This window comes from Bordetella tumbae, assembly GCF_054780995.1.
In genome coordinates this window covers 336,661-345,370 of the sequence record NZ_BAAGVG010000012.1, presented here as the reverse complement: position 1 = coordinate 345,370, position 8,710 = coordinate 336,661, and the positions used below count along the sequence as shown (strand labels likewise).

The window sequence follows — 8,710 nt, the reverse complement described above, 5'->3', positions numbered from 1 at the left end:
ATTTAGTTTCCCATATTTCTGGATTGAATTTAGAACGACTATCAAAAGATAATATTATTGAATCGGAGCTATTGGCAGTAGGCAGCATTTTGCACTGGGCTCCAGAACGAGACAAACCCTATCCAGTTTGGGGTTCTGGTACTCTCGGCGCCGACCCTCTCAATAGTGGACTCTTTAAAGTAAATCTATTACGAGGCCCTTTGACGAAGTCACTCTTAGATATTCAAGGAAATATCCCATTTGGAGATCCAGGGTTACTCGCGAGCCAAGTGTGGGAAAGAAGCAACGAAGAGAAATATGACTGGGGAATCATTCCTCATTGGTCTCAAAAAGACAGCCCGTGGGTAAAAAGGCTGCTAAAAGACACGAAAAACTCCATTGTCATTAACGTAAACAATCCCGATATGACTCAAATAATGAGTCAAATATCGTCTTGCAAACATATCGCAGCTACTAGCTTGCATGGATTAGTTATTGCCGATAGCTATCGCATACCTAGCGTATGGTTATGGGAAGACAACTCCACACGGAGGGTACAGTGGAAATATTTTGACTATTTCGCGGGGATAGGAAGAAACAACATAAAAAATGTCAACATTAACAAAATAGAATCATTAGCAAAAATTAAGCTTAATTCTGATGAATACGCTTACTTTGACAAACTCGATTCTGTTTGCAGCAGAATAATCTCTGCATTTCCTCTATAAATAAACTGTTAATGCCTGTGGAGTGCTACGCTTCTCGTCAAGCGCCTATCATCCAAGAGCGAGCAACTCTATCCCGCTCCACAAGCAAACAACCGGTTATCCCACCGACGCTGGCAAGTATGAGACTCAGGCCACATTGAATCCTTAACTAACCTAGCACGCTTGCTAAACGGGGGAGTTAACAATTCCTTTATGCGGCGGGGGTGTCCAATGTTTCACGAAGATATAGCGTAGCTCTGGAGATAAATTAACACCATCGAGCGATGCATCCACAATGAATACGTGCCCGCGCCTATACCCTGCAATCTTTGCAGATAATGTTTGTCCGACCGAGACTGAAAACTTGTGCGCGTCGCGAAGGCTTCTATATGGACTCACGTAAGCCTTTAGCAGAGTATTTGACGTCGCCTGCCATATCCCAGATGGCAGATCAATATTCCGCTGCGCGAAAAGTTTCTTCGAAATAGCAGAAGCCCAAATAGTCGCCGCCATATTATTATCCATATGGTGATTAGCGGGATTCTTATTTCTAAAGCTAGTATCGACCACACCAGATGTTGAATTCAGCATTTCTGAAGATACGTCGACAAAACCGAGGCCACGCGATAAGGCTTCAGTCTGTAAATATCGATTAAAATCCAAGGTAAGTTGAGTGCGCTCAACTTGCGTCGCCGTGACTTTGCTACGCCGCTCGTTAACAACAGCACCTAATTGATCAAAATCGTTAATAGTGGGCAGGGTCGCTGACGTAATAATTATGTCGCGATACCCTTCGCCTATCAACTCGTCAATAAATGAAAAATATGCAGCAACCGAGCGGCGCAACTCTGCTTGTAAACTACTCGCATTCTTCTGAACCCTCATCCAAATTAGAATACCGCAGTCCACTTCTCCCAAATGAAATACAAGCGTCGCGTCCTTAGGCTGTCTTTTTAGGAATTTTCTAAACTTCGGGGCGGCGGCTGTAATCGAATCAGGATTAATAAGGCCAGCGGCTGTAGCACCATGCACCGTACATACTCGAGCGTTCCATGGTAGTAATAACCCAGTTTCATTCGCGTGCGAAAAATAACAAGTATGGCTATCGCCGAGAAACAAAACGGGTGACTGCTGAATCACGGAACAACTCCTGATAAGAGAGTAGGCTAGTACGCTAGCGATGATCAAATGCGATGCGGATTAAATGTGGATTACGGTGAATCAACGCGGCCGACCGCACTCACTGAACGGCAACGTCACTACTGAATATTATTATCAGGCGACGATTTTATCAGAAGTATTCACTAGAAGGCCCGCCAAATAGAAGCAAGCCTCTGATAATGGTTGCGTACTGGGGCCGTGAATATTGTATTGGTTCACGTATCTTGCCATAAGGCTATCCCTATCCAGACCAGTTATCGCCGTAAATCTTACCTTCCTACCTCCTTTATTGCTCCAATTCTTCCAAGACAATGGAAAATTCTTTGACATGAATCGATTTTCATCACCCTTTACCCATTTATGTTGGCAATCAATCACAAATGGTGCCTCACCCTCCTCTTCCACTAACACGGACAGAGAATCAAAAGTAGAAACGTAGGTAAACGCCACCAGCGTCCCCGAGAGTTCGATTTCCACAGTCTCTCCCAAGGAGAGCGATGCTGCCGTAAGATCTACGTGGCTGTTCTTAAATTCCCTCTTTCTGATGCTGTACCGACTTGCATCGACTACTACACTATTCTCAAAATTATCCTGATAATTTTCAGGCAAGGGCGAATAGTCGATGCTCTTAGGATTTACCAATCCTGAAATATAATGATTAGACAACAGACTACCCACTAAAGAAGCCACAACCGGGGGCTTATAATGCACGTAGTCTTTATAAAGATTCTCATAAACATCGCGCTTCTTATCACAAATCGCCATAAGCAAGCGTGTAATATTAATAATTTCTATGCTCGCGTAAGACGAATATTTTTTAACAAGCGCATTAATCTCCCTTGTTAATCTATTTTGCCAGGCAAAAGTTGAGAGAGAGCGTCGACCCAAGACCAAATTTATAATTCTAGTGTGAGGTGCGCAATTCTTTATTAAATGACGAATCAAGCCATCATACGCTTGCCGCCATGTATGAATAGTTTCACTTTTTGCGAGCTGGTAATCGTTGATAACGTATTCGATTACGACACAATCATAGTCAGAAAGATTCTGTTCCGCTTTAATCAACTCCAAACCATGCACGCAGCTATTAGCGCCAATAGCGATATTACGTATCTCTATCTCTTCATGGCAGAATTGCTCGAGAAAGAATTTAAAGTGACGAACATACCCCTCTCTCATAAGGGTATTGGATCCACCGACAAAAAGAAACTTCATGATGCCCTATTGTTAGCTTACTGACAAAGTTCAACAATCTAAACAAAGCGAACTACAAGACAGGCCATACTTTATGCTGACTGCACTCATTTCTTCGCAGTTGTCTTGCCTTGTCGTAATGCTGCCCAGTTACATATGTCCCCGCCCAATCTCAAGGCATCGATACATTCGCGGCTACGACGAGCTGAAAAACTAGTGTCCCCGGCCCGTAATCTGTCATAAATGGGAAGCCATGAAGGTTTGGAGATACGCATTTGCTTCACTCCCACCTTTTCCTCCAAGTATCTTGGATTAGCTGCAGTCTTCTTAAGCAAGCCCACCAATTTGCCAAAACTGCCGTTCTCCAATTCACTAAAGTTAGCGTTATGAAGGACCGCCAGACCAAAAATAGCTTGCGCGGCAAATGCATGGTAAATCGCCGCCCTTTGACCTCGCCTTAATTCAATAGGCAACGTGCCATCTGGTTGAATTGCGAGTAATGATTCATGAAATATCTCAAGAGATTTATCTTGATAGGCCTTATTTTCCAAAACCAATCCCATCACTCCGAGCGAATATCCGGACCAGTAATACAAATTGCTCTTACTCTCTCGTTGAATAACATAGTCATTCACGTTCTTTCCCAGGGCCTGCAACCAATCACGGACGGCGGGTGGCGTAGTTTTCTCATCTAGCCCCAGCTTCAACACTGCTACACCAATAGCTCCTGTTGCCCAAAATCGTACTAGCTCCCCAGGACCCGACACGCTACCGTCCAACAGTGCACGTGCCTTGGCCCAGCTATCTAGATAATTTTTCCCACACTCCAATTTATCAGGAGTCGGATTATCATAATACTCGTCCGCTACATCCTGAATATCTTGCAGGAACTTGTTAATAGGGGCTCTCGCCTCATCATTAGCCGCCTTCTTCTTTGGATCAGCGATAGACCCGCGCTTATCGATATATATGCTCGGCATTTCGATATTTTTGACAGCTGCAGGCGATATAGGGCAATCAAATGCATAAGCCTTAGGCGCGCCGAACAACATAGAGCCTGCGGAAAACGCGAGCGTCAAGCACATCGACTTTAAAACGAATTGATAATTTACAGATTTCATTTAATAGTCCGATTAAAAATAACACTTGACAAATTTGAGGCTAACATTCTCGCGCATATCCGCTGCTCTTCTGCTTCACAACGTATAGGGATGTAAAAAATACAAACCTCTCCCGTTGTTTATCGAATTAAGCTCCGTACAATCTAATCAATTTAGTCATGCAACAATTCCGACCCAAGAACTTTAAGGCCTACTCTAAGATATGATGTAGGTCAGAATAACGGAATTGCGTCCAAATTCACGTCAGTCGAAGCTTTTCCACCTTATAAGCCCAATCTCGACGACACGAAAAATTACAGCACTCTCTCTATTGCGCAGAACTATTCGGAAAATAATTTATTAGCGTCCCGCAAATATTCGTACCATAATCTGGTACTCTCGTGCGTAGCGGATTTCTCTTCTCCAATCTTCCACGGTTTAGTTTGACCGGCGTAATGCAATATCTTTATATAGGGCATAATTTCCTGCTTATCTAAAGGTTTGAGTCGCCGTACAAACTGTTCCTGAAAGTTATATATAGCAGGTGCCATATACAGTAAACCCTTGTTTTCTTGGAAATATGCACTCAAATGGCCTTGCTCGTGAAGGTCGATTCGAGACGCTGCAAATTTGGTAACCTCTTCGAAGAATTTATCTGCGAGCAAATTCTTCCTTATGTACATAACGCCAGAATTTATTCGATTACGATGCCGGCCATCATACTGCCCGGCAATTAGCTCTTTTAGCTTATTTAGCGAGTCGCCCTCTTTCAGTTCTTCTTGAAATTGAGGCATTGTAATAAGACTCTTGTCTTCCCTGATCTTACTGATTTCATGCAGATTCTGTAGAACCAACATGTCAGCATCAAGGAAAAGTAGCTCTTCCGTATCTTGCTCTTCAAATACAGCCCATTTTAAGAAGGTGCCCCTATTCCATTGGGCCCTTTCTGGACGGCGGACATTGTTCTTCGCGAGCTCATACAACGTTTCTTTCTTATGCCCGTCAATTAGAACAACTTTATCAATGAAATTTTTCACCACCTCGTGGTCAAAAACTGTAGGATCATCAGTATAGAGAGAAATAGGCGAATGGATAAAGGCGCGGCTACGCAACATGCTAAAAAGCATCACTTTCATGCACTCTAAATAATTACTGTCCAGTGCAAATGCTAAAGTGACCTTTTCATCCGCTGCCTTATTACTATATTCACCAATATCGTGCCCATATATATTGGACGCATTAAATATAGTCAATTTTTCACCATCCTTAATTACTAAAATTTTTGAGCCAAGCTAATTAACTGATGTTAGATACCCTAACGGATAACTGAACGGCCTCTTACTACTCATGTAAGCCAGACAGGCCGAAAACAGCGATGTCTAACGGATAGCCTAACATTGGAAATGAGTGCGCATCTGCTGCTATAAAAACGATCGATAGGATTAAATTCATGGCGAACCAGACGAATCGTCTCTTTGAGATGCATACACAAGTAGTGCGAATCGATGATACATTTAATCTCGATTCTGCAGCGTTTTAGTTAATCTCCTCCTCAAGCAAAACACTTCAAATCACTGCGCTGCAAGTTGCTATAAAAAAGCCCAACAGTCAAACTTGCAGGATGATCGTGACTTTGCCCGTCTATCACGGTCTTCGAACAGCCACTCAAATCTCGAGTGGCAATAAATTCTTCTATGTCTTTCACACAATTCAAACTGGTGGCTTTACTCAAGCACCGAATCTGGACGAGAAGCTATTCACACTACATTGCTCAACAGCAAAAATCCGCGCCTTCTTACTCGCGTCGGAATAACGCTTCGAATCATTCCAATATTCTGTAGCAATCGAAACCACCCGCTCCGGCGCAGCATAAATTGCAGCGTTTCTGAACAATTTTCTAAATTCCGGATATGTGATCACCGGCAAACCAGCAGCCATCGCCCTTAGCATAACAGGGTCACACACTCCAGTATAGGTTCGATCTGGATAGTAAAGATAAAAATCAATATCCTTCGAAAACTTCTCTACACTGATCTCCTCTGCGCCCTTAAAAACCCAATTTTTCGGATGACGACCAAAATGACTGCAGATCATGTCCTCACCACCGATAAAGTAGATCTTTAAAGACTCATCAGCGCAATAAGCTCGTTTTGCGTCTCTAAAACTTTTAGGCCACGTTTCACCTATGAGAATCGAATCGCCATAATAGCGTCCCAATTTAGGTACCTTCCTAGCCTTATTAGGCAACTTGGATTGAAGCTTTTCTTGATGTAATTCAAAAATCGGCCACCAAATGCTGGTGGACACGTCGAGGTTAGGATCCGCACTTTTCAGCTCTGACTGTAGAGAAAGAGAGGCTGCCCACCATGTGCCACTATTACCTAAAAACTCCGCTATATGTGACTTAATAGCCTTCGAAGTTGCACTCTTGCGCCCAATCTCATAATCACCTAATGCCACAGTAGCAGGCTCATTGGCAATCACTGCTATGCGTTCGGCTCTCACTTGAGGAAATTGATCGAGCTTATATTGGAAAATTTCAGGATGCGGCACTAGAGCTGTTTGTACTGAAATTACATCGCCGTTAGTGATGATTTCCACATCATACTGCTGGCAGGCTTCATAGACCCGAGCATCAATGGGTGTATGTACGTAGCCCTCATATCGGGGCCAATGACACAATGCAGTGCTCCACCCCTTTTTTTTCGCCGCCTTAATATATAACAAAAGGTCGGTCGTCCAAGCTTCGGCGCTAAGGTCGGTCACAATTAAAAAATCAAACGAACCCTCTTGATTAGATCGTGATCTTAAAATCTTCGGCACCGGGAAAGGACGTGAGGAGTCCGATTTTATTGAAGGATTTCGCTGAAAATAATCAGATCCATGCCAATACTGATATGCGTCACGATATAACCAACGCAAGCCAAAATCTAGGCTTCTCAAATGAGTTATTTTTGTCTGAGTTAGAGAATCATCTCTCATTAGAGATAATGACAAGAGATAACTCTGCGAAATTTTGACGACAGAATTTTTTCCATACCTGCGGGCGATACGAGCACGAAACTCAGCATCGCCACTCACACGGACCTCATCCCAGCCACCTATTTCATCCAATATCCCACGTCTGAACATTAAAGATGAAAAGTTTAAATCAAAAAAACTGCCGGTAGGGCGCCATGCACCAAGAGGTCTTAAGTGTTGATTAAACCGAACCCAATGAGAAACAACAGCGATAGGATTATCAGCTGCTTTAAACCCATTCATTTGAATCTCTAATTTTTGCGGGTGCGACCAATCATCACTATCGTGCACCATAATAAAATCGCCAGTTGCATACTTCAGGCCAAGATTACGAGCGGGATATGCTCCGCCGTTAACCTCCATACGGATCAGTTTTACTCGACTATCTTGCTGAGCAATTTTTTTAACTACATCCGCCATACCATCTGGGCTACAGTCGTCGACGACAATAACCTCCAGATTTGACCAAGTTTGTTTCAGCAAACTTAATATCGGAATGTGAATAGTCTCTTCAGCCCCGTATGCGGGAATAATGATGGATATTTTTTCCGGAGTTTCAGCTAGAGGCAGAGGCTTAACGTCTTCTGCGGTGAAGTTAAAAAAACTCAGAGGGGCGTTTTCATCTATTTTCTTAAGCTGTGCCAAACCCCGCTCTTCGAACAACCTATTAATCCAAGGTAAAGGAGCGTCCCTGTCTCGTATCGACTTCTCATCAAGAACATCTTTTTCCCCTGCTACAGCTGCCCAGGCCAAATTCAAATTCGAGCTTCCAGGCATTCTTGATGTAATGTTCTCCAAAGCCTTTCTGGCCCGCTTCATTTTTCCCATTTTTGACAAACACTGGCTTTCGACGACAGCCAATTTCATCAAGGGTACAGTCAGCTTACGAAACGCTCGTAAACAATAATATTTAGAAAACAGAACGTTTTTTAAAGCTTCTTCAAACTGTCCTTCCACAAAATACCATCTGGCTAGATGCCACCCGATATTTATCTTTTCAATAACAGTAGAAGATGCAGCATACTTCATCTTTTCTAGGGCAACAATTGCGTAGGATGAATACCCTCCCCACAACTTCACCTCGAGGTCCATTACGGAGAATGGAGTCAGCACTTGGTCTTTCGAAATCAAACTAGCCCGAGGAAGATGCCAATCGGGCAATTTAATTAAGTTATTGTTGTGATCCGACTTTGCCAAGGTATCGAGAATTGACGGATCAAACATTGATGCCAGGGATTTCTCGTCGAGCGTAGAAAATCGCTTACTCGCGTCCCGACTCTCTCGCCCTTCTCTTTCCCCCCATATCACGTAATGATAAAGAGGATTAATTCCAGCTCGGAGAACGTCTGGATTCTCTACCAAGTATGCTCTCGTAGAAAAATTAGGGGCGGGATCGCGATATAGCAATGCACCCAATTGCACATAGTGAACAACCGGATCCATACCCAGAGCGGCCACATCAGGATACTCAGACAGATACCACTTCTGATCCAGAAGGCCCGAATCCTTAATAGTTGATATCACTTTATCCATTGATCACTTCTCTTC

General features: G+C 43.3%; 6 protein-coding genes. 1 reads left to right on the top strand and 5 read right to left on the bottom strand.

From position 1 onward, the window contains the following. Nucleotides 1-707, top strand: a 707-nt coding sequence (locus ACYVI2_RS12155; RefSeq protein ID WP_460490309.1) for a polysaccharide pyruvyl transferase family protein, incomplete at its 5' end; no start/stop codon positions are given. A gap of 165 nt (nucleotides 708-872) precedes the next feature. On the opposite strand, the gene ACYVI2_RS12150 is transcribed toward ACYVI2_RS12155, so the two are convergent. From ACYVI2_RS12150 to ACYVI2_RS12130, 5 genes are all read right to left on the bottom strand, one after another. Continuing rightward, the gene (locus tag ACYVI2_RS12150; RefSeq protein WP_415821459.1) at nucleotides 873-1,826 is read right to left on the bottom strand and encodes a hypothetical protein; all 954 of its coding nucleotides are present in this window, start codon (nucleotides 1,824-1,826) and stop codon (nucleotides 873-875) included. 135 nt (nucleotides 1,827-1,961) lie between these two features. Then, nucleotides 1,962-3,062, bottom strand: coding sequence for an SGNH/GDSL hydrolase family protein (locus ACYVI2_RS12145; RefSeq protein ID WP_415821458.1), 1,101 nt, complete (start codon nucleotides 3,060-3,062; stop codon nucleotides 1,962-1,964). 86 nt (nucleotides 3,063-3,148) lie between these two features. Beyond that, entirely contained in the window at nucleotides 3,149-4,162 is a 1,014-nt protein-coding gene (locus tag ACYVI2_RS12140; protein WP_415821457.1) for an alginate lyase family protein, read from the bottom strand. 320 nt (nucleotides 4,163-4,482) lie between these two features. Then, on the bottom strand, nucleotides 4,483-5,394 hold the full coding sequence (locus ACYVI2_RS12135; protein WP_415821456.1) for a glycosyltransferase family 8 protein: 912 nt from the start codon (nucleotides 5,392-5,394) through the stop codon (nucleotides 4,483-4,485). A 475-nt stretch (nucleotides 5,395-5,869) separates the two neighbouring features. Then, on the bottom strand, nucleotides 5,870-8,695 hold the full coding sequence (locus ACYVI2_RS12130) for a glycosyltransferase (protein WP_415821454.1): 2,826 nt from the start codon (nucleotides 8,693-8,695) through the stop codon (nucleotides 5,870-5,872). Nucleotides 8,696-8,710 lie beyond the last annotated feature (15 nt).

Excerpts from the sequence above, each read along its gene's own strand:
- ACYVI2_RS12145 (WP_415821458.1), bottom strand. The coding sequence starts at position 3,062 with ATGAAGTTTCTTTTTGTCGGTGGATCCAATACCCTTATGAGAGAGGGG.
- ACYVI2_RS12140 (WP_415821457.1), bottom strand. The coding sequence starts at position 4,162 with ATGAAATCTGTAAATTATCAATTCGTTTTAAAGTCGATGTGCTTGACG.
- ACYVI2_RS12130 (WP_415821454.1), bottom strand. The coding sequence starts at position 8,695 with ATGGATAAAGTGATATCAACTATTAAGGATTCGGGCCTTCTGGATCAG.